Annotated in this window: 15 protein-coding genes; 9 read left to right on the top strand and 6 right to left on the bottom strand. The window is 59.4% G+C overall.

Annotated elements, in window-relative coordinates:
* Nucleotides 1-67 precede the first annotated feature (67 nt).
* The 5 genes from HMPREF2927_RS02240 to HMPREF2927_RS08890 all read left to right on the top strand — a co-directional run bounded on the left by HMPREF2927_RS02240 (nt 68) and on the right by HMPREF2927_RS08890 (nt 13,463).
* The gene (locus HMPREF2927_RS02240; RefSeq protein ID WP_371441153.1) at nt 68-4,015 is read left to right on the top strand and encodes a S8 family serine peptidase; all 3,948 of its coding nucleotides are present in this window, start codon (nt 68-70) and stop codon (nt 4,013-4,015) included.
* Between the two features lie 245 nt (nt 4,016-4,260).
* Nucleotides 4,261-8,247: a S8 family serine peptidase gene (locus HMPREF2927_RS02235; RefSeq protein ID WP_070685161.1), complete on the top strand. Its 3,987-nt coding sequence runs from the start codon at nt 4,261-4,263 to the stop codon at nt 8,245-8,247.
* A gap of 387 nt (nt 8,248-8,634) precedes the next feature.
* Nucleotides 8,635-12,675: a S8 family serine peptidase gene (locus HMPREF2927_RS02230; protein WP_070685156.1), complete on the top strand. Its 4,041-nt coding sequence runs from the start codon at nt 8,635-8,637 to the stop codon at nt 12,673-12,675.
* A 129-nt stretch (nt 12,676-12,804) separates the two neighbouring features.
* Complete coding sequence (locus tag HMPREF2927_RS02225; protein WP_070685154.1) at nt 12,805-13,068, top strand: type II toxin-antitoxin system Phd/YefM family antitoxin; 264 nt, start codon at nt 12,805-12,807, stop codon at nt 13,066-13,068.
* Complete coding sequence (locus HMPREF2927_RS08890) at nt 13,068-13,463, top strand: type II toxin-antitoxin system death-on-curing family toxin (RefSeq protein ID WP_083311145.1); 396 nt, start codon at nt 13,068-13,070, stop codon at nt 13,461-13,463. Before HMPREF2927_RS02225 ends, HMPREF2927_RS08890 begins: the two co-directional genes overlap by 1 nt.
* A 119-nt stretch (nt 13,464-13,582) precedes the next feature.
* Here the strand turns inward: HMPREF2927_RS08890 and HMPREF2927_RS02220 are convergent, their stop codons facing one another.
* Nucleotides 13,583-13,885 carry a recombinase gene (locus HMPREF2927_RS02220; RefSeq protein ID WP_070685151.1) on the bottom strand — a complete coding sequence of 101 codons (303 nt, stop codon included), beginning with the start codon at nt 13,883-13,885 and terminating at the stop codon, nt 13,583-13,585.
* Between the two features lie 288 nt (nt 13,886-14,173).
* On the opposite strand from HMPREF2927_RS02220, the gene nadE reads away from it, so the two are divergent.
* Nucleotides 14,174-15,007 carry an ammonia-dependent NAD(+) synthetase gene (gene nadE, locus HMPREF2927_RS02215; protein WP_070685149.1) on the top strand — a complete coding sequence of 278 codons (834 nt, stop codon included), beginning with the start codon at nt 14,174-14,176 and terminating at the stop codon, nt 15,005-15,007.
* Nucleotides 15,008-15,096: 89 nt separating this feature from the next.
* Here nadE and HMPREF2927_RS02210 read toward each other — a convergent pair whose 3' ends face one another.
* Nucleotides 15,097-16,629 (bottom strand): MATE family efflux transporter, encoded by a 1,533-nt coding sequence (locus HMPREF2927_RS02210; RefSeq protein WP_070685148.1) that lies wholly within the window; start codon nt 16,627-16,629, stop codon nt 15,097-15,099.
* A gap of 210 nt (nt 16,630-16,839) precedes the next feature.
* Nucleotides 16,840-18,480, bottom strand: a complete 1,641-nt coding sequence (locus tag HMPREF2927_RS02205; protein WP_070685146.1) for a Na+/H+ antiporter — start codon at nt 18,478-18,480, stop codon at nt 16,840-16,842.
* Nucleotides 18,481-18,915: 435 nt separating this feature from the next.
* On the opposite strand from HMPREF2927_RS02205, the gene pdxS reads away from it, so the two are divergent.
* Nucleotides 18,916-19,821, top strand: a complete 906-nt coding sequence (gene pdxS, locus HMPREF2927_RS02200; protein ID WP_070685144.1) for a pyridoxal 5'-phosphate synthase lyase subunit PdxS — start codon at nt 18,916-18,918, stop codon at nt 19,819-19,821.
* A 108-nt stretch (nt 19,822-19,929) separates the two neighbouring features.
* A complete protein-coding gene (pdxT, locus tag HMPREF2927_RS02195) occupies nt 19,930-20,568 on the top strand; it encodes a pyridoxal 5'-phosphate synthase glutaminase subunit PdxT (RefSeq protein WP_049350439.1) in 639 nt (212 codons plus the stop codon).
* Between the two features lie 111 nt (nt 20,569-20,679).
* Here pdxT and HMPREF2927_RS02190 read toward each other — a convergent pair whose 3' ends face one another.
* Both HMPREF2927_RS02190 and HMPREF2927_RS02185 read right to left on the bottom strand, forming a co-directional pair.
* The gene (locus HMPREF2927_RS02190) at nt 20,680-21,345 is read right to left on the bottom strand and encodes a hypothetical protein (protein ID WP_070685142.1); all 666 of its coding nucleotides are present in this window, start codon (nt 21,343-21,345) and stop codon (nt 20,680-20,682) included.
* Nucleotides 21,346-21,671: 326 nt separating this feature from the next.
* Nucleotides 21,672-22,235, bottom strand: a complete 564-nt coding sequence (locus HMPREF2927_RS02185; RefSeq protein ID WP_070685140.1) for a hypothetical protein — start codon at nt 22,233-22,235, stop codon at nt 21,672-21,674.
* A 311-nt stretch (nt 22,236-22,546) separates the two neighbouring features.
* On the opposite strand from HMPREF2927_RS02185, the gene HMPREF2927_RS02180 reads away from it, so the two are divergent.
* On the top strand, nt 22,547-23,293 hold the full coding sequence (locus HMPREF2927_RS02180; protein ID WP_070685139.1) for a hypothetical protein: 747 nt from the start codon (nt 22,547-22,549) through the stop codon (nt 23,291-23,293).
* 88 nt (nt 23,294-23,381) lie between these two features.
* Here HMPREF2927_RS02180 and HMPREF2927_RS02175 read toward each other — a convergent pair whose 3' ends face one another.
* Complete coding sequence (locus HMPREF2927_RS02175) at nt 23,382-23,729, bottom strand: hypothetical protein (RefSeq protein ID WP_070685138.1); 348 nt, start codon at nt 23,727-23,729, stop codon at nt 23,382-23,384.
* Nucleotides 23,730-23,905: the final 176 nt, after the last annotated feature.

Here is a 23,905-nt window from a genome sequence, read left to right as displayed (position 1 = left end):
CCCCTCCCCAAACCCCCGCGGCCGGTCGCACCGACGCCGAATCGGCAGCGGGCTACTCACCCTCAGCATGGCGCTGAGCCCCCTCGCAGCCCTGGGCACCACCGCCCACGCCGCGGAAGACCCCGACGCCGTCAAGCAAGTACTCAGCGAAAGCATGAAGAACGCCAGCGGCACCGTCACCGCCTTCGTCCGCTTCAAGGGTAAGGGCGCCTTTGAACAGACCCAGCCCGCAGGCGTACGCGCCGGCGTGCAGGCACCCGTCAACACCAGCTCACAGGTGCAGGCAATCGCCTCCCAGGTGCAGAGCCAGGCACAGCAGGTCAGCAGCCAGTCCGGCGCGCAGGTCCTCTACACCACCCACAACGCAGTACGCGGCGTGGCAGTGCGCGGTGATGCAGAGTCCATCAAGGCACTCGCCAACCGCTCCGACGTAGAGAAGATCTCGCCCATCCTGCCCAAGTACCGCCAGAATGCGGGCGCCGCCATTGACGCAGGCTCCCTCGCCACATGGACCGGCACCACCAACCCCGCCGGCGCGGGCGGATACACCGGCAAGGGCGTAAAGATCGCCGTCATCGACTCCGGCATCGACTACACCCACACCGACTTCGGCGGCAGCGGCAAGCTCGAAGACTACGAGAAGGCATCCAAGCTCACCGAGCTGCCCTCCGCAGACTCCGGACTCATCAACCGCACCAAGGTTGCTGGCGGCTACGACCTCGTCGGTGACGCCTACGACGGTAGCAACACCGCAACCCCCGACGGCAACCCGCTCGACTGCACCACCGGCGGCCACGGTACCCACGTGGCGGGCACCGCGGCAGGCTACGGCGTGAACGCCGACGGCGCCACCTTCACCGGCGACTACAGCAAGCTCACCGCAGAGCAGCTCAAGACTATGAAGATCGGCCCCGGCGTCGCCCCCGACGCTGAAATCTACGCCTTCCGCGTCTTCGGTTGCAGCGGCAGCACCAACGTCGTTATTGAGGCGCTCGACCGTGCCCTCGACCCCAACGGTGACGGCGACTTCTCCGACCGCGTGAACGTGGTCAACATGTCCCTCGGCGGCGAGTTCTCCCCGCAGGACGACCCCGAAGCCTACGCCGTTGACGCGCTCACCCGCGCCGGCGTGCTCTCCGTAATCTCTGCGGGTAACGCCAACGACTACAGCCTGCGCGGCGACACCTATTCCAACTCCGGTCACCCCGCCACCGCAGCCAGCGCAATCACCGTAGCTAACACCTACGGCTCCACCCGCGCCGTCGATGCGGCAGAGCTGACCGACCCCGCCACCGGCACCACCCGCAAGGTACGCGGCGACTACAGCGTCTCCTACCCCTGGGCACAGGCGGGCACCAAGGAATTCACCGGCGAACTCACCGCAATCTCCGAGAACAACCGCTACGCCTGCAACGCCCTCAGCGCCACCGAAGCGGCAGCTGTAAAGGGCAAGTGGGTGCTCATCGACTGGGCTAAAGATGACGGCGAACTCGCCTGCGGCTCGAAGGTGCGCTTCGACAACCTGGAGGCAGCAGGCGCCAAGGGCGTGCTGCTTGCAGGCAATGACGAAGAACCCGGCCTGGGTATTGCTGGTAACGATACCCTGCCCGGTTTCCGCCTGGCAGCATCCGCCGCTAAGGACCTGCGTGCACAGATCACCGCAGCAGAAGCGGCAGGTAAGCCCCTGACCGTGCGCCTCGGCAACGAGCTGAAGTCCTCCCTGCGCGTGGACACCGATAAGCTGGATCAGCTGAACCCCATGAGTGCCCGCGGCTTCCACGGCAGCTACGGCTACACCAAGCCCGACATTGCGGCACCCGGCTCGTACATCACCTCCGCGGCAGTGGCGACCGGTAACAACTCCGTGACCTTCAGCGGCACCTCCATGGCGGCACCCTACGTGACCGGCTCCGCCGCCCTGGTCATGCAGAGCCACCCGACCTACACCCCCGCACAGGTCAAGTCCGCTCTCATGAACACCGCAACCCACGATGTGCGCACCGAATCCGGTGACCCATACGCGGTGGACCGTGTGGGCGCCGGACGACTCGATACCCTCGCTGCCGTGCAGTCGAAGTCCCTCGTCTACAACGCTGACAAGAGCGGTACCGTGTCCCTGAGCTTCGGTGTACTCGAGTACGCACCGGATGCTGGCGTTCAGACCCTCACCCGCGAGGTGACGGTCGAGAACACCGACTCCGTGGCACACACCTACGCCCTGTCCTACGCTGAAAGCACTAATATTCCCGGCGTGGAATACTCCTTCCCCTCCGCGGTCACCCTCGCACCCGGTGAAACTAAGAAGTTCGAAGTCACCGTGCGCATCGACCCGTCCAAGCTGGAGAAGACCCGCGACGCAGCAATGGACACCACCCAGAACGCAACTGACTACTACACCGGCAACGAGACCGTTCCCGCGCAGTACCGTCAGTACATTGCCAGCGCATCCGGCCGACTCGTCCTCACCGAAGACGGCACCAAGGCACTGCGCCTGCCCGTTCACGTGACCCCCAAGCCCGTGAGCACCATGCACGCTGCCGAAGACACCGTCACCTTCACCCAGAAGCCCTCCAGCGACGAGGCACAGAAGGCAGACACCGGCTGGACCAAGTCCCAGATCTCGCTGCACGGCACCGAGGTCAACCAGGGCGGCTACCGCTCCCTGCTCGGCGCATTCGAGTACGGTGCGAGCGTGGACCGTGTGGCTCCCACCTCCCTGTCGCTGAACAGCAACGTTAAGGCGAACCTGCAGTACGTCGGTGCTTCCTCGGATGCGCCCGCGCTGAAGGCAGCCGGCGGCAACGCTGATGACGGCACCCTGCGCTTCGGTATCTCCACCTGGGCGAACTGGGATGTTGTCTCCTACGAGAACACCTTCACCGTAGAAATCGATACTGACGGCAACAACCGCACCGACTACAAGCTGGTCACCGACCGCGCTAAGGGCCTGGACTACCCGCTGGTTCGCCTCTACGGCTACAAGAACGGCAACCTCGTCGAACTCGGCTACTACCCGCTCAACGGCGCCTGGGGTGATGTGGACACCAACATGATGGACACCAACACCCTCATCATGAGTGCACCCCTCAAGGATCTGGGCCTGACCAGTGCAAACAACCCGGACATCCAGTACCGAGTCAGCGCAACCACCCAGTACGAGTGGGGTAACGTCAGCGAAACCGGCTGGATCAAGTACCGCCCCTTCAGCCCCAAGCTGTGGTTCAGCGGCGACTCCTCCGCCGTGGCTGGCCTCCACCCGGATGCCCCCACCACCACCCTGACGGCGCACCGCTCCGCTGACGCAATCCCCGCGCTCGGCGAATCCGGTACCCCCGCCAAGGCGCTGCTGCTGCACCTGCACAACGGCACCGGCGATCTCTCCGGCACCAACGGCGCTAAGGGCAACCGCGCCGAGGTGCTGAGCATCAAGGAGCAGCAGACTGAGTACATCACTCCGTCCCGCTTCACCGATGTGAAGAACACCGACCAGTTCTACACCGAGATCTCTTGGTTGGCTCAGCGCGGCATCACCACCGGCTACCCGGACGGCACCTACCGCCCGCTGGAGTCCGTGGAACGTGGCGCAATGGCGGCGTTCTTCTACCGCATGCAGGGTTTCCCGCAGTTCACTGCCCCCTCCACTCCGAGCTTCAAGGATGTTCCCACCACGCACCCCTTCTACAAGGAGATTGAGTGGATGAAGGCTCAGGGCATCACCACCGGCTACTCGGACGGCACGTTCCGCCCCTCCGCACCGGTGAACCGTGACGCCATGGCTGCGTTCTTCTACCGTGCAGCGGGTTCCCCGCACGTGGATCTGCCCGCAACCAGCCACTTCAGCGATGTTTCCACCGATAACCAGTTCTACCGTGAAATCACGTGGCTGGCTTCGAAGGGCATCAGCACCGGCTGGCCGGACGGCACCTACCGCCCGGTGACCCCCATTGCCCGCGACGCAATGGCGGCATTCATCTACCGCTACACCGAGAAGGTTGCTAACCAGGCCGGCCGCTAGACGGTAGCTAACCGGTAGCAAACGGTTCGGGTCCTCTCCCACCTCCTGCATGGGGTGGGAGGGGTACCTGGAACCGGCAGGGTCCGGGGCCTGAAATCCGCGGAACCTCTCAAGTTTTGGTGGCGGTTTCACCGGCGGATACACTCACTCGTCGTCTGCCGGTGGGGCCGCCTCCGCACATCACCGATACACAACCACAGAGCACACAGCATTACCGAGAAATAGAAAATCCGAAGGAGGATTCCATGACAACGCCTCATGCGCCACGCCGCAGAATGAAGGCTGTCGGTGCGACCGGTTTGAGTGCAGCTCTTGCCCTTACTCTCGGCGTTCCCGCCACTTTCTCTGCAGCTCACGCTCAGAGCCCCCAGCAGGTCGAAGGAAACACTGCGAGCGCATCCGGTAACGCTGCCTCGCGTATCAGCCCTGGCCTGCAGAAGGCTGAAGGCCAAATCACCGTGTATGTGCAGTTCAAGGGCAAGGGCGCGTATGAGCAGACCCAGTCCGCGGCTGTTCTGGCACGTAAGGAGGCGCCGGCAAACCGTCAGGCGCAGGTGCAGGCTATTGCAGCCCAGGTGCAGTCGCAGGCTCAGTCTGTGGCGGCTGCTTCTGGCGCGAAGCTGATGTACACCACACATAATGCGATGCGTGGTGCGGCAATTACTGGTGATGCTGCGCAGATTCGTGCGTTGGCGGAGCGCCCGGATGTGGAGCGTATTTCGCCGATTATCGCGAAGGAGCGTATGAACTCCGGTAGCGAGATCGATACGAAGACTCTTGCCACGTGGACTCGTGAGAATACGGGGTACACGGGTAAGGGCGTGAAGATTGCGGTTGTTGACTCCGGTGTTGACTATACGCACGCTGATTTTGGTGGCCCCGGTACGGTGGATTCGTACCTGAAGGCTAAGGCGATGACGGAGCTTCCGTCCGCTGATTCGGGCCTGATTGATCGTAATAAGTTCATTGGCGGCATTGACTTGGTCGGTGATGACTACAATGCGTCGGTGGCTGAGAAGTCGACTCCGCAGCCGGATAATAACCCGCTGGATTGCCGCCCGGATGGTTTCGGTTCTGGCGGTCACGGTACCCACGTGGCGGGTACTGCCGCCGGTTATGGTGTGACGGCGAACGGTACGACTTACCGTGGCGATTACAAGAACCTGACGGAGGAGCAGCTGAAGGGCATGTCTATTGGCCCCGGTACTGCTCCCGATGCTCAGATTTTGGCGATTCGTGTGTTCGGCTGCTACGGCAATTCGAGTGTTGTGATGAAGGCGCTTGATACCGTGATGGACCCGAATGGTGACGGTGATTTCTCTGACCGCGCCGACATTGTGAACCTGTCTCTCGGTGGCGAGTTCGCCCCGGCTGACGACCCTGAGTCGTACATGATTAATACGATGGCGCGCCAGGGTGTGTTCACTGTGGCTGCTGCCGGTAACGCCAATAACTACAACGGTGTGGGTGACACCTACTCCGATTCGGGTAGCCCGGCGAATGCTGCTGCGGCGCTGTCGGTGGCGAACGCCTACGGCTCCACTCAGCCGATTGACCGTGCCCGCGTGACCACGAAGAGTGGTTTGGAGTGGTTGCAGGGTGATTACTCTGTGAACTTCGATTATTCGAAGGCGTCCGCTGATCAGCTGCGCGGCGAGGTTGTTGCCGCACCGAAGCGTAACCGTTACGCTTGCGAGGCTTTCACCGCTGAAGAGGCGAAGGCTTTGAAGGGTAAGTGGGTTTACTTCGAGTGGGATCAGGACGATTTGACGTTCCCGTGCGGTTCGAAGGTGCGTTTCGATAACGTTCAGGCTGCCGGCGGTGTTGGTGTGGTGATGGCCGGTAAGGCTGAGCGCTACACCATCGGCATTGGTGGTAATGCGACCATTCCGGGTCTGCGTCTGACTGCTTCTTCGACGAAGGACCTGGAGAAGGCCCTGGCTGCCGGTCCGGTGACCGTCGAGATGAACCTGGACTACAAGGCTTCGGGCCGCGGTCCTCACTCGCACGCTTTTGATCTGAATTCCTCGAGCGCTCGCGGTCAGCACGGTTCTGATGGCTTCATTAAGCCTGACCTTGCGGCACCGGGTACTGAGATTGTGTCTGCCGCTGTGGGCACGGGCAATAAGGGTGTTTCCTTCACCGGCACCTCCATGGCGACCCCGCATGTTGCCGGTGTTGCCGCTCTGGTGATGCAGGCGCATCAGGATTACAACCCGCAGATGATTAAGGCTGCGCTGATGAACGGCGCGTCCACCCCGATCAAGAATGAGCAGGGTACGCAGTACGCGGTGGATCGTGTGGGTACGGGCATGGTGAATGCTCGCGCCGCCGTGGACGCGAAGGTTATTGCGTACGATGCGAAGACCCCCGAGCGTGTTTCGACCGCGTTCGGTGTACTGGAGTACACCCCCGATTCGGGTATTCAGACTGTTCAGCGTGAAATCGTGCTGGACAACACCGATTCGCAGGCTCACACCTACACTCTGAACTACGAGGCAAGCACGACCATCCCGGGTGTGGAGTACTCCTACCCGCAGCAGGTGAGCGTGGGTGCCGGTGAGCGTAAGAACGTGACCGTGACCGTGCGTATTGACCCGTCCAAGCTGGAGAAGACCATGGACCCGGCGATGAGCGCCGACCAGGTCGCTCAGGACTGGACGACCGGTAAGACTCTGGCTGCCGGTAAGCGCCAGTACATTGCGAGCGCTTCTGGTCGCCTGATTTTCTCTGAGAATGGTCGCGAGGCGATCCGCCAGTCGATTCACGTGGCACCGAAGCCCGTCTCGAAGATGCGTGTTGATGCCTCCCGTATTGATTACAAGGGCGTCTCCGATAAGGAGTCCACGGTGACTCTGCGCGGTACGACCCTGAACCAGGGCGGTTACCGTTCGCTGCTGGGTGCGTTTGAGCTGGGTACGGTCAGTGACCGTATTCCGTCCGGTCAGCTGAAGCTGCCGTCGAACCAGGCTGTTGACCTGCAGTATGTGGGTGCCGCCTCGGACGCTCCGGCGTTGAAGGCTGCCGGCAAGAACCCGAACGATGGTTCTCTGTTCTTCGGTATTTCGACCTGGGGCACCTGGGACAGCATGCACTGGGGCCGTCAGGTACAGGTGCAGATTGATACGAACAACGACTCCACCGCAGATTACGTTCTGGAGGTGACCCGTGAGAAGGGTCTGGACTACCCGCTGGTGAAGGTCTGGTCCATCTCCGGTAACGCATCCACCGTGGTGGCTCGCTACCCGCTGAACAGCGCCTGGGGCGACACCGACACCAACATCATGGACACCAACACCATGATTCTGGGTGTACCGCTGAAGGACCTGGGCCTGACCGCTGAGAAGGCTCAGAGCATCAAGTACACGGTGCAGACCGACACCTGGTACAACGATGGCAACCCCTACGTGGACACCACCTCGGCTATCGAGTACTCCCCCTTCAACCCCGGTGTTTGGTTCACCGGTGAGGAGTCGGGCGTGCCCGGCCTGTTCGTGGACCGTGACGGCGGTCAGCTGACCGTTCACCGCAAGAACAACAACAAGGAGCGTCAGGCTCTGTTCCTGCACATGCATAACGCGACCGGTGACCTGAGCGGCCGTAAGACCGCTAACGGTGTTGCCGCTGGCGACCGTGCGCAGGTCGTGAAGGTGGCTCGTACCATCCACGATGCACGTTTCACCGACGTTCCGGCGGATAACCAGTTCTACCGTGAAATCACGTGGATTGCTGCCCGTCAGATTGACCGCGGTTACCAGGACGGCACCTTCCGCCCGCTGAACAATATGGACCGCGCAACCATGGCTGCGTACTTCTACCGTATGAGCGGCTCGCCGCAGTACACCGCACCGTCCACCCCGAGCTTCTCGGATGTTCCGCTCAACCACCCCTACTACAAGGAGATTGAGTGGATGAAGGCTCAGGGCATCACGACCGGCTGGCCCGATGGCACCTACCGCCCGGAGGGTTCGGTGAACCGTGACGCGATGGCTGCGTTCTTCTACCGTTACGCGGGTTCGCCCGAGTACACTGCCCCCGCGCAGGCTCGTTTCACGGACGTTCCGACCGACAAGCAGTTCTACCGCGAGATTTCGTGGCTGGCTGAGCAGGGCGTAACCACCGGCTGGCCCGATGGTTCGTTCCGCCCCGTGGAACCGGTGCACCGCGACGCTATGGCGGCGTTCGTGTACCGCTACAGCACGGGTGTGCTGAAGGAAAGCCCTGAAATCTAAAAACCTGAATTCTAGGGTTTCGGAATCTAAGAACCTATAGGTTCTACCAAGGGAGCCGTACCGTTGCAGTTTATCTGCGGCGGTGCGGCTCCCTTTTTTCTGTGGTCGGGTGCTTTCTATTTACGCGTAATGTTCCGTTATACGATTCTGACTAGGTTATATAAAGAATCGTTGAGACAATAAGTGAAGGTTTCTTCACCATCGGCATGAACCTTGACGTTCACGCCGCATGGGCACACTGGAGGCGCACTGGAAACACAGTGCAGACGCACCGTAGCACTCTCGGTGCAGAACCCTTGCCGTACAGCTCTCCGAGTAGAACTCTTCGCGCAGAACCTCGGTGCAGAAACCGCTAAGAAACGCACCATCACTAAAAAGGAGCATTCAGTGGCAACCTTCCCTGAAGCTACCCCCGCGCGAGCCGCCCGGCGCACACAGCCGGGTCGCCTCAAGCAGCTGGCACGCAGCTGCGGCGCACTCACCCTGGGGCTCACCCTCGGGTTGACCGCCCTGCCGTTCGGTACCGCCGCCTACGCGGCACCGGGCGTAGTGCGCGGCGCAGACCGGGACGCACCCCACCAGAACACCGGCACCGGCGAGAACAACAACGAAGTTCTCTCCCCCAGCCTGGACGGCGCCACCGGCGAACGCGCCGTGTTCGTCCGATTCAAGGGTCAGGGCGCGTACGCCCAGACCCAGCCGGACGCGGTCCGCTCCCGCGCGCAGGCACCCGTCAACGCGCAAGCACAGGTGCAGGCAATTCGCGCCAGCGTGCAGCAGCAGGGCGCCTCCGCGGCGAAGGAATCCGGCGCGCAGGTCCTGTACACCACCCACAACACGATGCGCGGCGTGGCGCTCTACGGTAACGTCGAGCAGATTCGTGCGCTCGCGAACCGCGACGATGTGGAACGCATCAGCATCATTGAGGACATGGCACCGCAGAACAGCGGCACCCTCATTGATACGGACACGCTCTCCGTGTGGGCGAAGAGCCCGGCGAACCCCGCCTCCACCGGCTACACCGGCAAGGGCGTGAAGATTGTCGTGCTCGATACCGGTATCGACTACACGCACGCCGATTTGGGTGGCCCCGGCACGCAGGAAGCCTTCGAGAAGGCGAAGGCTTCCGACACGATTCCCGAGGGGTCCTACGATCCGAAGAAGTTCCTTGGCGGCTACGACCTGGTCGGCGACGACTATAACTCCGGCAAGAAGGAAACCTCCACGCCCCACCCTGATAACAACCCGCTCGACTGCGGCGGCCACGGCAGCCACGTTGCCGGCACCGCGGCAGGTTACGGTGTGAACGCGGACGGCAGCACCTTCCACGGCGACTACTCCAAGCTCACTGAAGAGCAGCTCAAGGACATGAAGATCGGCCCCGGCTCCGCACCGGACGCCCAGCTGATTGGCCTGCGCATCTTCGGTTGTAAGGGCACCACCGCGTTCGTCCCCAAGGGCCTGGACCGTGTGCTCGACCCCAACGACGACGGCGACTTCTCCGACCGCGCCGACATCGCGAACCTGTCGCTCGGCAACGAGTTCGGCGTGTTCGATGAGACCGTGAACTACGCGGTCGGCTCCCTCTACCGCGAGGGCATCCTCTCCGTGGTCGCGGCGGGTAACGCCAACAACTACAACGCCGTGGGCGACACCTACTCCAACTCGGGCGGCCCCGGCACCAGCGCCTACGGCCTGACCGTGGCGAACTCCATCGGCTCGACCCAGCTGGTGGACCGCGTGAAGATTCTCGCCCCCGCGAATGAGGCGGACACCTACGGCGACTACTCGGTGAGCTTCGACTACTCGAAGGCGACCGAGGAGCAGCTGCGCGGCACCGTGGTGCGTGCCGCCTCCCGCAACCGCTACGCCTGCGAGGCATTCACCGAAGAGGAAGCCGCCGCCCTGAAGGGCAAGTGGGCTCTCATCGACTGGGCGGACGCTGACGGCACCGCACCCTGCGGTTCGAAGGTACGCTTCGACAACCTGCAGGCGGCTGGCGCGACCGGCGTGGTGCTCACCTCGAACACTGAGGTCGGTGACACCGCTATCGGCGGTAACTCCTCCATTCCGGGCGTGCGCCTGGCAAAGAGCCAGGTGGAGCGCCTTTCCGCGCAGATTGATTCGGGTGAGCTGACCCTGCAGCTCGGCGAAAACCTGCGCGACTCGATCCGCGTGCCCAACGGCAAGCTGGATCAGGCGAACACCTCCACCGCGCGAGGCATGCACGGTTCGCACGGCATCACCAAGCCGGACGTTGCGGCACCGGGCACGAACATTTCCTCCATCGAGGTTGGTAGCGGCACCGGTTCGAGCGTGAAGACCGGTACGTCCATGTCCACGCCCTTTGTTGCCGGTGTTGCGGCGCTGATCATGCAGGCGCACCCGGAGTACGGTCCGCGCATGCTTAAGACCGTCATCATGAACACCGCCGACCACCACATGCAGGACGCCTGGGGCAACCCTTACGCGGTGGACCGTGTGGGTACCGGCCGCATCAACACGCGTGCGGCGGTGGCTGACCGCGTCATGCTGTTCAACGCGGCACGCCCCGAACAGGTTTCGGACACTTTCGGCGTGCTCGAGTACACCCCGAACGCCGGTGTGCAGACCCTGCAGCACCGCGTGAGCGTCGAGAACACCGACTCGGTGGCGCACACCTACACCCTGAACTATGAGGGAAGCACGAGCATCCCGGGTGTGGAGTTCTCCTACCCGCAGTCCGTATCTGTGGGTGCCGGTCAGAAGGCAACGTTCACCGTGACGGTGCGCATTGACCCGTCGAAGCTGGAGAAGACTCGCGACCCGTCCATGTACCCGAACCAGGATTCGGTGAACTACTCGACCGGTACGGTCACCATTTCGGGTGCCCGCCAGTACATTGCGAGCGCTTCGGGCCGCCTGATCCTGACCGACGCTGATTCGTCGGCTGCGGTGAAGACCCTGCGCATGCCGCTGCATGTGGCCCCGAAACCGGTCTCCGCAATGCGCGTAGCCGGTGCAGATATTCACTTTGACACGAACGGCGTGGGTGCCCTGGAGCAGACCCTGACCCTGCAGGGTACCGCGGTGGATCAGGGCGGTTACCGCTCCCTGCTGGGTGCCTTTGAGCTGGGCGCTTCGAGCCCGCGCATCCCGACCGCGAAGCTGGGTGTGGGTTCGGATTCCCGCATGGACCTGCAGTATGTGGGTGCCGCCTCGGACGTGGCGGCGTTGAAGGCTGCCGGTGCGGACACCTCCGAGGCGCGCCTGTCCTTCGGTATTTCCACCTGGGGTAACTGGCAGGAGGTGACCCCGCGCGGCACCTACTACGTGTTCATTGATACCGACAAGGACGGCACGAGCGACTACCGCCTGCAGACGGTGCGTGAGAAGGGCCTGGACTACCCGCTGGTGAAGGTTTCTAAGCGCAGCAACGGCAAGTGGCAGGCCATTGAGAACGCCCTGTACCCGCTGAACGGCACCTGGGGTGATACGGACACCAACATCATGGATTCGAACACCCTGGTGATGACCGTTCCGCTGAGCGTTCTGGGTCTGGACCCCGAGGCTGAGTCGACCGAGATTTCGTACTCGGTGACCACTTCGAGCGCGTTCTCCGCTACGACTGTGGTTGATACGACTGATTCGGTGGTGTTCAACTATGCGGCACCGAAGCTGTGGTTCAGTGGCGATTCGGCGGGCGTGCCGAACCTGTTCGTGGATGCGCCGGAGACTCAGCTGGTGGCGCACCGTAACGGCGACGCGAAGAACGTTTCTGCGCTGTTCCTGCACATGCACAATGCGACCGGCGACCTGTCTGGTACGAACGGTTCTGCGGGTGAGCGTGCGCAGGTTCTGCGTGTCTCGTCGAACTCTGAGGCTACCGCCGCGAGCGCGCACTTTACGGATGTTCCGGCGGATTACCCGTTCGTGAATGACATTAACTGGCTGGCTCAGCGTCGTATTACGACCGGCTACCCTGACGGCACGTTCCGCCCGAACGGTTCGGTGGAGCGCGGCGCGATGGCGGCGTTCTTCTACCGTATGGCGGGTTCGCCGCAGTTCACTGCGCCGAGCACCCCGAGCTTTAAGGATGTGCCGCGTGATCACCCGTTCTTCAAGGAGATTGAGTGGATGCGTGCCCGCGGTATTACGACCGGCTGGTCGGATGGTACGTTCCGTCCTAATGCTGCGGTGAATCGTGATGCTATGGCGGCGTTCTTCTATCGTTTTGCGGGTTCGCCGGCGTATTCGGCTCCTGTGGCGTCGCCGTTTAGCGACGTGTCGGCCGGTAGCCAGTTCTACCGTGAGATTTCATGGTTGGCTGAGCAGCGTATTACGACGGGTTGGGCTGATGGTTCGTTCCGTCCGGTTCAGCCGATTGAGCGTGGCGCGATGGCGGCGTTCTTGCACCGCTATAACGTGCGCGTGCTGAATAACCGCTAATCGGATGCGGATGTGAGGGCCGTGTCGGGGTGGAGTTTTCTGCCCCGGCACGGCCTTTTCTGTGGGCTGACTTCATCAGTAGATATAGTGCTAAAATTTGTACAAGAAATAGTACAAAGGAAAGATACTATGCTCACCGTTGGATTTTCTGAACTACGTGCCAACCTCACTTCCGTGACTAATCAGGTCATTCAGGAAGGTGAAGAAATCACTGTATTTAAGCGCAATCAGCCTGCTTTCAAGATTGTTCCTCTGGGAGTAGATTCCACTTCTGATAACAAAGAAGCCGTAGCGGAGACTTCTTCTGAAACTATCGATCAGGAGAAGATTTTAGGGGCAGCGACTAGCTTCATTGACCGTTACGAAAGCGTCTTTGAACGTCTGAGCCAGTGATGTCCTCTGCACATATCTCCGTTGATACTGCTTTAGCTATCCACCAGTTGCTTATCAACCGCTTTGGAGGGTCTGCAGGCGTTCGAGACCTTGATATTCTCGAAGGAATTCTTCAGAGCCCTTACCAAACTTTTGGTGGAGAAGAGCTATATCCGCACATTGTAGATAAGGCTGTTCATCTCTGTGTAGAGGTTATTCGTCAACATCCTTTTGTTGACGGCAATAAACGTGTAGCGGTTGCGCTCCTTGGTGCCCTTCTAGAGTGTCACGGTCTCTATTTAGTAGATGAATCTACTCATCTCTATAACAAAGTCATCGGATTAGTCACTCATGTCTGCAGTATTGAAGAGTTTACTCAATACGTTCATTCGCATCTCACTTCCAGTCTCGAGTGAGCGCATTGCCGCTTCCAGGAGCATGAAAAAACTACCTTTTTAAAAGAAATACCCCCGGTGGATGCCGTACGCATCTGCCGGGGGTATTTGCTTGCCTCGCCCTGCCTAAGGCGGGCTAGTTAGCGCTGGCGGGCTTCTTTACGGTTGAGCTTCTCAATGGCGGCTTCCACCTTTAACTTGCGGTGACTCAGCTTCCAGAGGCTGAAAGACTGCGTCAAGGTACTCTTGCCGATCTCCACGAGGGAAGGCAGCCCCTGCCGGATGAGTGTCTCATTGATTTCTTCCTGGGTGGCGCCCTGCTCCTTCATCTGCTCGATGATGATGCCCGCCTCCGCTATTTTCCCGGAGGTGAGCGGGTGGTTTTCGAGGCTGGTTTCGATGTCTACGAGCTCGTCGTAGAGTTCAGTTTTTGTTTTTGCCATGGTGCTGTCTTCACCGTCCTTGGTTGACGTGTTCTGTGGCGTAGCAGGTGTGGGGGCGTTTTCCCTCATCACCGGCTATTTTGAACGGTATTTGAACCGTATGTTCATGCTAACAGCCGCACGGGTTGTCGCACAGGGTTTTTACCGGTGAGTATGCTGTGTATTTTCAGGGCTGAAACGATACTGAACCCGCCGCGTACGCCGCGCTGAACGCACCGTGTGGAACACTACCTCGCCTCCCTCGGCGGTTCACCGCGCTGGCTATAAGGTGGAGCGTACACTTAAGTCATGCGTGAATTACAGGCACAAATCATCCGTGAAATGGGCGTCAAGCCCAACATGACCGAAGAGCAGGCACGCGAAGAAGTGGAGCGCCGCATCCAGTTCATCTGCGACTACCTGGAAGCCACCGGAAGCCGCGGCCTGGTACTGGGCATCAGCGGCGGTATCGACTCCACCCTGGCGGGTCGCCTCTGCCAGCTGGCGGTGGACCGCCTCAATGAGCGCGGCCGCACCACCGAGTTCGTGGCGGTGCGCCTGCCCTACCGTGTGCAGCACGACGAAGAGGACGCGCAGGAGGCGCTGCGTTTCATCCAGCCCACCCGCTCCCTGACCTTCAACATTGCGGAGGCTGTCGACGGTTTCGACACCGCCTACACTGACGCAACCGGCGAGCAGATCAGCGACTTCAACAAGGGTAATGTGAAGGCGCGCGCCCGTATGATTGCCCAGTACGCGGTTGCTGGCGGCCCCGGCTACCTGGTGGTGGGTACCGACCATGCGGCGGAGTCCATTACGGGTTTCTTCACGAAGTTCGGTGACGGCGGCGCGGACCTGCTGCCGCTGTACGGCCTGAATAAGCGCCAGAACCAGCTGCTGCTGCGTGTTTTGGGTGCGTCTGAGCGTCTGTGGGCTAAGCCGCCGACGGCTGACCTGCTGGACGGCGTGCCCGGCCGTACCGATGAGGATGAGCTGGGTCTGACCTACCCGCAGATTGATGACTACCTGGAGGGTAAGGAAATCGAAGAGGCGGCAGCTGCGAAGCTGGAGCAGATTTACCTGCGTAGCCGCCATAAGCGCACTACTCCGGTGACGATTTTTGATTCCTGGTGGAAGAACTAGCGCCTCAACCGGCAAATGACCTAACGTAAAAGCCCCAAACTCCTTTGGTGGGAGTTCGGGGCTTTTACTATGCTTTTGCAGACCGAGGACTATGCCTTCTGTTCGGGCTGTGCGCCAGAGACCTGAGCATCCTGAACGTCCGAATCCTCAGAACCTTCAGTCTCAACCTCAGCTTCAGTGGGCGGTACCTTCGCGCCACCCGTGGCGAGGAACAGCACCAGGCCCAGCGCGCAGGCGAGCACCTGGGTGAAGGGGAACGCCCAGGTCAGACCCTTAAATCCAAACCACATGTTGCCGAAGTACACGGCGGGGAAGAACAGCAACGCAATACCGATGGTCATCAGCATTGCCGGGCTGCCCTTACCGGACGCCTGGAACCAAGACACAAACACGATGCTGACCGCGTTGAACACGGCGGCGAGCATGAGTGCGATCATGACCTCTTCGCCGGTGTCGATGAGGCTTGCATCGCCAACCACGGCGAGCAGTTCACGGCGGAAAATCAGCACCGGAATGGTGATGATCGCAGAGGTCGCCACGGACAGGATCGTTGCGGTGCGCAGCGCCTCCTTCACGCGGGCGCCGTTGCGGGCACCGTACGCGTAGGCGTACAGCGGGATACCGCCCATGCACAGGCCCATGCACAGCATTTCGGGCACCATGTTCAGGCGCATTGCCAGGCCGAACGCCGCGACGGTGTCGTCGCCGTAGGAGGCGGCGAGGTTGTTCAGCAGCAGGGCGGCGAAGATCAGGTTGAGGCTCTGAATGAGCTCAGCAGCACCGACCGCGACCACGGGCTTGATGATGGCGGGGTCGAGGGAGAAGTCGCGGATGTTCGCGGAGAAATTCTCGCTCTGACGCATCAGGAACAGCAGGTAGTACAGCATGGATGCGCCGTTCGCCAGTAGCATCGCCCAACCAGCACCGGCGACGCCCATGCCCATGATGGCGATGAACAGCACGTCGAAGATGCAGGTGACGACGGTGCCGACGATGATGCCGTACATGGACTGCTTGGCATAGCCTTCGGATCGGACGAGCTGTTCGAGGGTGAACATGCCGATAGCGAGGGGCGCGCCGAGGAACATGAGGTGCACGTAGATGCGGGTCGGTTCGTAGGAGCCGCCGGATGCACCCATGATGCTGGTGATTGGGTCAGCGAGGATGAAGCCGATAGCCGCCGCGACGATACCGGCACCGAGCGCCGAGTAGAGGGCGAAGGAGGTAACGCGGTGAATTTCGTGGGCGGGCTGACCTTCACCGAGCTTTCGGGAGGCGAGGGTTGAGGAGCCCAGGCCGAACAGGCCTGCAATCGCCATGATGACGCCGAAGACGGGCACGCCGTAGCTGGTGGCGGCGAGGTCTTCGGTGCCGCCGTAGTGGCCGACGAAGTAGGAGTTCACCACGTTGTAGATGCTGGTGATGGCGAGGCCGAGTGCCATGGGCACGCCGAGGGAGAGGAGCGCCTTGAGGATGGGGGCGTCTTTGAGCAGGTAGATGTTCTGCGGGTCTTCGCTTGCGCCGTGGGGGCCGCCGTGGGGGCCGTGGGGGCCGCCGTGGGGGCCGTGTCCTGCGGGTGCGCCGTTTTTGGGCGCGTTGTTTTCAGTCTGCTGAGGTGCCATAGATTCCTGTGGTTCTGGTCTGTGTCGTGTCCGGCGCGCGGTGAATGACGCGGTGAGAGGCGTGGTCCGCGCGAAAAAACGGGCTAGTGTATTGTATCGTCTCCACGTAGTGGTGGGTCTAGAGGTTTAGACATAAAAAGCAACGAGGCGCCCCTCCCCGTTTAGGGGTGGGGCGCCTCGCCTCATACGTATCGCATGTAGGAGTGTGAGCTATTCGAGCTCAACCGGACCAAGCACGCGAACCTCCTCAATATCCAGGATTTCCTGAATCGCGTGGAGCACATTCGTGTCGATTATGCGCTCATTACGCAGGCGCTTGAGCACGCTGCGTTGCTTCTCCAAATGCCGCAGGCGCAGCTCTTTCTCAAGGTCGCCCGCTTCAATAATGCGGCGGGCTTCTTCCGGCGCATTCGCACCGTCTTTACGAACGGCGTGCAGGTTGCGGTGTATACTCGCGTTGTACATCTGTTCGTCGGCAATGCGGTCGATAATCCACTGTGGTGCACCAATTTCCTGGCCGATCTCAGCCACAGAGTCGAAGGACTCGGCAATGATCGTGCGGATTGCTTCATTAATCTCATCTTCTTCGGTGGTATCAACCGGAATTTTCGCCCACCTAATAACGAGCGGCAGGAGCATCCCCTGAACCACCATCGACAGCAGAACCACGCCCGCAACAACAAAGATAATAAAGTCACGCGCGGGAACATCAGTCGGCACGGAGAGAGCCACCGCGAGGGAAACACCGCCGCGCAGTCCCGCAAAGGTACTCACTACACGGCCACGGAAAGTTGTGCGCATCTGCTTCTGCTTTTCTGAACGGTCAAGGGCACGAATAATACCGATCGAGACGTGCAGGAAAATAAAACGCGCCGCAATGGAAACAAGCCATGCCACCACAATCACGGCGAACGTCAAAGCCCACGCATAGTTGTATTCACGAAGAACATCATCCACAGGCGCTGTGGCGCTGGGCAGCTGAACACCCACGAGCACGAAGAGCGCACCGTTCATGACATAGGAGACAAACGACCAGATGGGCAGACCGTAGAAACGGTTTTGGGGTTTGATGGTATCCGGTCCGCGATAGGTCAGGTAGAAAGCGGCGACCACCACAGCCACCACTCCGGAACCTTTCATGCCCTCAAAAGGCTCGATCTCTTCAGCCAGGAAGAAAGCAATAAACGGCACGGTAAACATGAACACGCTGAAGTTCATGGGGTTGCCGATGTGCGCACGCAGCTTATCTACACCCCATCCGACGGCCAGGCCAACGAGAGTTCCAATCAGGAACGAGAAGAAGAACATTCCGGATGCAGTCCCCAGGGTAAGTTCATGACCACCCGCAAGCTGCAGGGCGAGTGCGAAAAGAACTAGGGTGGTGCCGTCGTTAATGAGTGCTTCCGCTTTAAGGGTGGTGATGGAAGATTTGGGGAGTTTGCCGTTGAGCGTTGCCACGGCCACAGCATCGGTGGGGGCGAGCGCCACACCGATAATCAGCGCCACAGGCCACAGGTAGACGCCCATAAATGTGTGAAGCACCCAGGCGATAACGAACGCCGTGAAAATTACGAGCACCGTGCCCGAGAGCAGAATGCCGCGCAGACGAGCGCGCGCCTCACGCCAGGAGGTGTTGCGGGCTTCCCAGAAGAGCATGATGGGCAGGAAGATTTCGAGGATGACGTGCGGCGGCAGGCCGATACTCTGAACTTCGTGCAGTTCGTGGGCGGGCATAATGCCGATAGCCAGGCCAATGAATATCAGCACAATGGCGGGGGTTATCCGTATTTTATGGGCGAGGATATTACCCAGAAGAATTGCCAGCGATAGGGCAATGATGACTTCAAGCAATTTGGTGTGTTCCTTTTGGATGTGGCGGCTGGTTCATGGTGTGCGTCTGATAGACGGCTGATGTCCGCGAGTGTGCGGGTGCCAGGGTGCCCAAAATGTTTTGCTCGTTCCCTGGGCCGTGAGGCTTCCGCGTGGGGACGAGTGCGGGCGTAGCTTCTGTATTTTACCGTTGTTCAGTGCGGGTGGGTGGATGTTTACCCTGAGCAAAACCTTGCCTTATGGCCGCTCGGGATGTGAGTTTATGGGAGGCGACCTGCGTGCATCCGGCGGGTCTGCTCAGCCGGGCCTGCTCAGCCCATGAACCGCCCTACTCTAACCGCTTTTCATGACGTTTTGTGTCGTTCTGACGTGAACTTGGGGTCGTACTGTGTCAGAGAACAGAAAATCCGCCCCTGTGAGTGCGCGCGAACACTCAGAACGTGAGAAGATAAGGTCATGACTGATAACAACACCGTAACCGGCAGCCCGCTTGTTAAGCGCGGCCTGGCCGACATGCTCAAGGGCGGCGTCATCATGGACGTCGTCACCCCCGAACAGGCTAAGATCGCTGAAGATGCTGGCGCTGTTGCCGTCATGGCTCTCGAGCGCGTTCCCGCGGATATTCGTGCGCAGGGCGGCGTGGCTCGTATGTCTGACCCGGACATGATTGAGGGCATCATTGATGCTGTTTCGATTCCGGTCATGGCGAAGGCACGCATCGGCCACTTCGTTGAGGCTCAGATCCTGGAGACCCTGAAGGTCGACTACATTGACGAGTCTGAGGTTCTTTCCCCCGCTGACTACGTGAACCACATTGATAAGCACCAGTTCAAGGTGCCTTTCGTGTGCGGTGCTACCAACCTGGGTGAGGCTCTGCGCCGTATCACCGAGGGTGCCGCTATGATCCGTTCGAAGGGCGAGGCTGGCACCGGTGACGTCTCTGAGGCGACTAAGCACATCCGCACCATTAAGCGTCAGATTGCTGAGCTGCAGGGCCTGTACAACACCATGCCCGATGAGCTGTACGTGAAGGCTAAGGAACTGGCTGCACCGTACGAGCTGGTTCGTGAGGTTGCTCAGACCGGCAAGCTGCCCGTGGTCATGTTCACCGCTGGTGGTGTGGCTACCCCCGCTGACGCTGCGATGATGATGCAGCTGGGTGCTGACGGCGTGTTCGTTGGTTCCGGTATTTTCAAGTCGGGCGACCCGGTTGCTCGTGCGAAGGCTATTGTGAAGGCTACTGCTTTCTACGATGACCCGGAGAAGGTTGCTGAGGCTTCTCGCGGCCTGGGTGAGGCTATGGTCGGCATTAACGTTGCTGACATTCCGGCACCGCACCGCCTGGCGGAGCGCGGCTGGTAATTCGTGCGCGCACCCCGCATTCGGGGTGAGTGTTTGATGAGGGGGTGGGGTTCGCTGAGGCGGGTCCCACCCCTCCTTGTGTTTGTTGTTTTTGTGAAGGGAGCGGTGATGGTTGAGAAGGTTCAGCCTACCGGTGTTTTGCCGGGTGAGGGTTTTACGGTTGGTGTTTTGGCGTTACAGGGCGGCGTGAGTGAGCATGCGGAGATGCTGGAGTCTTTGGGCGCTCAGGTGCGTTGGGTGCGTACCGGTGAGCAGCTTGAGGGTCTGGATGCGCTGGTTTTGCCGGGTGGTGAGTCGTCGACGATTGACCGTTTGACTCGTATTTTTGGTGTGCGTGAGCCGCTGATTGAGGCGATTTCTTCGGGTCTGCCGACTCTGGGTACGTGCGCTGGCCTGATTATGTTGTCGGAGCGTATTGACGATCCGGCGCCGGGTCAGCAGTCGCTGGGTGTTTTGGATGTTTCGGTGGGTCGTAACGCGTTTGGTTCGCAGGTTGATTCTGCGGAGGTGCGCCTGCCGTGGCTGACCCCTGCCGGTGATGAAGTGGTTATTGATACGGCGTTTATTCGTGCGCCGATTGTGACTGGCACTGGTGAGGGTGTGCAGGTGACGGCTCGTCATGAGGGGAAGATTGTGGGTGTGCGTTCGGGCAACCTAATCGGTATTTCTTTCCACCCGGAGGTTACGGGCGATACGACGGTGCATGAGGAGCTACTGGCTCTGGCACGCGAGGTGAAGGGCAAGTAGCCCCTCCCCCAAAAAAATAAGCCCGGTAATGACCGTTTAAAGAGTTGTGGCGATGACCGTTGTTCGGTCACCGCCACAACTGTTTTTGCGCGGGTTTATGCGTGAGTGGACTTATGGGCGGGAGCTGCTGGGGGTTTGGGGCTGGGCCTTCCACTGCTGGTAGGCGCTCGTGGCGAAGAATCGTGCACGGTTCGCGTCGCTGAGCGTCTTGATGTCTGCGGGGGCTGCCTCGTACCACTTTTCGTAGAGACGAATAATCGTCTCGGGGTAGCCGGCTTCTTCCAGGTCTGCGCGGTGGGGGATGAATTCGTTGCGGTTCTTGATGTCTCGGTACTCGCTACCGGCGAAGGGGTCGGTGAGTCCGACGCTGGGGCGGGCGTTGTAGACATCGATATTTTGAACGTATTCGGGGAGGGCGCTCCGCCCTGCTTTGAGTGCGGCGTGGCACTTGCTGTCGATTTCGCTGGGCTCAATGATGTGGGCGCCGTCTGCGAGGATGTTCCGGTACTGGATGTACGCGGGGTATTGTTCATCGGTGCGCGGGACGGGCTTGGTGGCTTCTGCTGATGCGACAGCTTGGGCGGAGTATGAGGAGCAGCTGACGGTTGGCGTGGTGCTTGCCGTTGCTGAGGTGCTCGCCGTGGAGAGTGAGGAGGTGCTGCTTGCCGCGGTGTTTGCACCACCGCAGGCGGCAAGGAACAGGGGCAGGGTTAAGAGGGCGGCACCGTATCGCAGTGCGTTATAGCGGGGGTTGGGGGTCCTAGAATTCAGGGCCATAATGTCACCTCATTGTGGGCTGGAACATGCCGAATTGCCCTTCACTATACGGGCGGTTTTGATACATGGTCAAGAGAAAATTATGTTTATTTTTTAAAAACCAACAGCTCGAAAGAAAATCGACAAACAAGTTTGTTCAGCATCTTGACCTGCGTAAATACGGAGACTACCGGGCTCTTGAGGCAAACATGTCACTAAAACACCAGCATCAGATATTGCTACTTGCCCAATAATCAGCAGAAGCCAACATACCCGGAGGAGCACGGTCAGGGTGCCGATGGTGCAACCTCCAACTCCGTAAAAGCCTGCGCCTCAACGGTCCATCGCTACTGCAGGAGGAAATAGATAAGTCCCCTAACGTATTCCCAGAGCAGTAGCGAGATGACGCACTGCGCAACAAATGCGGCTATAGCTGCGGCGGCTGACACCCAGTAGCTACGCTTAGAGCATGCAATAAAAACTGCTATAAAAATAATGCATGAGACAATATCGGGACCGCAGAGAATGAATGCTTGCAGATCATATGGCCACAATATTCCATGCATATATTCTGTAGGGACTTTACATGGACTTAAGATATTGCCTTTTACACTTTCATAAGTCCCATACATTTTAAAAACTAAATATAGCGACGCAATCCAAAAAATGCCTATGCGAAGCTTGACACCCAGCCATATACTAAAAATCTGCCACAAGCTAGCTAATACAACTCCCACCACAAAGAAGGGCAAGTAGAAATAGCTTTGCCACCCAACACATGGCGAGACAAATCTATCGAAATCTGCATACAGGGCAGTTGGGAAAATATAAAAAAATTGCAATATAATGAGAAATAAGATATACAAAATTATTTTCTCATTTACGGCAAACATCTTATATGTAGAATTCATGATGTCATTTCCTTTCAAGAGCATAAAACACTAGTAGCGCAACACTGAATACATAGCCTCAATGTTGTTTTTCTTATCCACTAAGCCTCAAAGCCAATACTGGGATAGGTAGGCGACCCGCAAAGCCTCCGCACTCTTACCCCGTCTACCTCATGTTTAAGCAGGTCAGAACCTTAAGACTACTGGGTTGCGCATCTTGCGTCTAGAGTGTTGGTTTTAAACTAAGATGGTATTTTCCATTGACCATATATCAAATATCCGGGTATGTTTAGACGCAATATATCGTTCCATCCCTCTTGTGAGGTGGCCTCATGACCCACACCCCTGTTTTTCTTTCGTTCCGTTCCAGCGGTCTACGACGCAGTGCCGCGCTGGCGATTCTTCCTCTATTTCTTGCCTCCTGCGGTAGCTCCACCAGCACGGCGTCCAATACTCCCGCGCCCTCGAATACGACCGCGGCTTCCTCCCGGTCAACAGCAACCTCCACCGGGTCTGCTTCCTCTTCCGCGGCGAAGAAGAGCTCTACCCCCTGCCTTGAACCTGACGAAGCCGCGAAAGCTGAAACCCTCAAGCAGCAGGAAGCCATTAGCGCCGACCGCGGTACGGCACTGCCCTCCTACGTCTCCGCGCGGCATGTTGTGCGCAACCAGGCGAACTTCCCCACCCGCGCCGAAGCTGAATCAGCGGGAGCCGAGTGCCTGGCACTGTACGAGAAGAACAAGGCCGATCACGCCTACGCCGCAGCGTGGGTTCGCGCTATCGATGACAATAACGTGGCAAGCGGAAAGGTAGCCTCCGGCCCGCGCACTGACATCCAGAGCGCCGACCCCTACAAGGCAAGCAACTACGTCGATATTCGAGAGGGTAAGGAGTACTTCCCGACCCGACAGGAGTTGCTTGCGGCAAACTACCCCGAGAACTACATTGTTGCTTTTGAGTTGTGGGCGCAGCAGGCGCCAGCCGATGTGAAGCAGAAGAGCGACGCGAACCGTGCGGCCGCTAAGGATACTCGCTGGTCTGAGGTGGTAACCCTGCCCAGCCCCGACAACCCTGTCTAATCGAACCCCGTCTAATCTGAGTCTGTTCAAAAATAGTTGTGGCGGTGACCGTTATTCGGTCACCGCCACAACTGTTATAGGGTGCAGATTAGGGCAGGAGCGCCAACCCAAACTCAATAACAATCAGGGCTACAGCACACGCGAAGAGTACCCCACGCGACACATTGAACTTCTGCCAGAGATCATACAGCTGGCTGGGAATCAACCAAATAACGACTGCCCGATAGGCAAGCGTCATCAGGGGGCCACCCCACTGAATAATCATCAGGGCAAGAGCAAAACTCAGGCTGAGCATATCCAGGATGCGCCGGTGCTTTAGCACCTGCTCCCTCTCCTTTTGATAGCTAGGGTTGTTTAGCAACCTTGGTGGTGCTTTTTTCAGCTGACCCACAATGATCAAAACCGCCAGCGGAATCAGAGAAATATCGAAGAACATGGGAACCGCCTTTCATGTTGGGGTTCGCTCGCTACGCCGGTGACGAGCTGATGGCGCACCATCATTGGTGAAAACTTCCCAAAAACAAGTAGTGTGCAACACGTGTATAACGTATTGTGGGTTACTTTACAGTACACATAGAACCTATTCAAGAGGTAAACAGCTCCCCCCCCCCC

This window comes from Rothia sp. HMSC061E04 (assembly GCF_001813685.1).
GTDB lineage: Bacteria > Actinomycetota > Actinomycetes > Actinomycetales > Micrococcaceae > Rothia > Rothia mucilaginosa.
Note: the sequence above shows the minus strand (reverse complement) of the source record. Positions and strands in the feature narration are given on the sequence as shown.

Coding starts and splice junctions, on each gene's coding strand:
- HMPREF2927_RS02240 (WP_371441153.1), top strand. CDS start 68: ATGGCGCTGAGCCCCCTCGCAGCCCTGGGCACCACCGCCCACGCCGCG.
- HMPREF2927_RS02235 (WP_070685161.1), top strand. CDS start 4,261: ATGACAACGCCTCATGCGCCACGCCGCAGAATGAAGGCTGTCGGTGCG.
- HMPREF2927_RS02225 (WP_070685154.1), top strand. CDS start 12,805: ATGCTCACCGTTGGATTTTCTGAACTACGTGCCAACCTCACTTCCGTG.
- HMPREF2927_RS08890 (WP_083311145.1), top strand. CDS start 13,068: ATGTCCTCTGCACATATCTCCGTTGATACTGCTTTAGCTATCCACCAG.
- HMPREF2927_RS02220 (WP_070685151.1), bottom strand. CDS start 13,885: ATGGCAAAAACAAAAACTGAACTCTACGACGAGCTCGTAGACATCGAA.
- nadE (WP_070685149.1), top strand. CDS start 14,174: ATGCGTGAATTACAGGCACAAATCATCCGTGAAATGGGCGTCAAGCCC.
- HMPREF2927_RS02210 (WP_070685148.1), bottom strand. CDS start 16,629: ATGGCACCTCAGCAGACTGAAAACAACGCGCCCAAAAACGGCGCACCC.
- pdxS (WP_070685144.1), top strand. CDS start 18,916: ATGACTGATAACAACACCGTAACCGGCAGCCCGCTTGTTAAGCGCGGC.
- pdxT (WP_049350439.1), top strand. CDS start 19,930: ATGGTTGAGAAGGTTCAGCCTACCGGTGTTTTGCCGGGTGAGGGTTTT.
- HMPREF2927_RS02190 (WP_070685142.1), bottom strand. CDS start 21,345: ATGGCCCTGAATTCTAGGACCCCCAACCCCCGCTATAACGCACTGCGA.
- HMPREF2927_RS02185 (WP_070685140.1), bottom strand. CDS start 22,235: ATGAATTCTACATATAAGATGTTTGCCGTAAATGAGAAAATAATTTTG.
- HMPREF2927_RS02180 (WP_070685139.1), top strand. CDS start 22,547: ATGACCCACACCCCTGTTTTTCTTTCGTTCCGTTCCAGCGGTCTACGA.
- HMPREF2927_RS02175 (WP_070685138.1), bottom strand. CDS start 23,729: ATGTTCTTCGATATTTCTCTGATTCCGCTGGCGGTTTTGATCATTGTG.